The organism is Polynucleobacter sp. Fuers-14 (genome assembly GCF_018882045.1).
In the GTDB taxonomy this organism is placed as follows: Bacteria; Pseudomonadota; Gammaproteobacteria; order Burkholderiales; family Burkholderiaceae; genus Polynucleobacter.
The window spans coordinates 1-1,442 of sequence record NZ_JACVPG010000027.1; the positions used below are offsets into that span (position 1 = coordinate 1).

The 1,442-nt window shown below is 46.2% G+C and carries 1 protein-coding gene; it reads left to right on the forward strand.

Annotation, left to right across the window (positions count from 1 at the left end; genetic code table 11):
• Positions 1-53 precede the first annotated feature (53 nt).
• Positions 54-1,411, forward strand: a protein-coding gene (locus ICN40_RS11495) for an IS3 family transposase (RefSeq protein ID WP_216244116.1) whose coding sequence is annotated in 2 segments (ribosomal slippage) — positions 54-510 and positions 510-1,411 — 1,359 coding nt in all. Because the reading frame shifts where the segments join, the coding sequence is not laid out codon by codon here.
• Positions 1,412-1,442 lie beyond the last annotated feature (31 nt).

Consider the following 1,442-nt stretch of genomic DNA (forward strand, 5'->3'; position numbering starts at 1 on the left):
TGAACTGACCCCCAAAAGTTGGACGTTATGTCCAGCCAAGGGGGTTTTGTTTTATGAGCAAGTACAGCAAGCAGTTCAAGCTAAAGGTAGTTAAAGAGTTTTTAAAATCAGGCGGCCTTAAGCGGGTAGCTCATCTCTTTGAGATTAATCATGCGCAGGTCCGCAATTGGGTTTTAGCCCATCAGTCAGGGGGTCTTGCAGGTCTAGACCCTCAATACCACCATCACTCCCCACAGTTCAAATTGCAGGTGCTCGAGTACATGGCCAAGCATCAAATGTCGGCTAGGCCGGCAGCAGCCCACTTTGGGATTGGCAGTATGAGCTCGATTTTGCAATGGCAAAAACTCTACAATGAAGGCGGTATAACAGCCCTACAACGCAAGCCTAGAGGACAAGCGCCTATGCCTAAATCGTTTGATATCAAAGCACTCTTAAAGAAGCCCGTGTCCGAGCTTACTCCAGCGGAGATGAGGCGACGGCTTGAGTACTCCGAGGCGGAGAACGCTTATTTAAAAAAGCTCGATGCCTTAGTTCAGAGCAAAAAATTGGCAAGCAAAGCCAAGCCAAAATCATCACCGAACTAAGGCAGTCATATCGCTTGAGCGATTTACTCATAGCCGCCCAGATGGCTAGAAGTGTTTATTACTACTGGGTAAGCGCAAGTAATCAGGCGGATCCTTATCTTGATACCAAGACTCAGATCAGCGCCATATACCACAGGCACAAAGGGCGCTATGGCTATCGGCGTGTATACCTTGAGCTGCGTAATGAGTCCTGCTATTTGAATCACAAAACGGTACAAAGGCTCATGGGGCAGCTCGGTCTTAAATCAACCGTGCGCCCTAAACGCTATCAGTCTTACAAAGGGTCTGTTGGTAAGACAGCCCCCAATCTATTGGAGCGCAACTTTGCAGCAGAACATCCCAATCAAAAGTGGGTAACGGATGTCACGCAGTTCAATATCAAAGGCGAGCGGATCTATCTCTCACCTATCCTAGATCTATATAACGGGGAGATCATCACTTACGAGATTGCGCAGCGGCCACAGATCAGCTCAGTAATGCAGATGCTCAAAAGTGCCTTCAAACGACTCAAAAATGAAGACAAGCTAATATTGCACTCCGACCAGGGCTGGCAATACCAAATGGCGCTTTATCAAGAGGCCTTAAGAGAGCAAGGGATTGCACAGAGCATGTCCAGAAAAGGCAACTGCTTAGATAACGCAGTGATGGAAAACTGGTTTGGGATTATGAAAACCGAGTTCTTCTACAGAAAGAAGTTTGAATGCATTGAATCCTTCAAGAAGGAGTTATGTGAATACATCCATTACTACAACCATGATCGAATCAAGCAAAAACTAAAGGGATTAAGTCCGGTAAATTACCGAACTCAATCCCTTCTGGTAAGCTAATTAAACTGTCCAACTTTATGGGGTCAGTTCA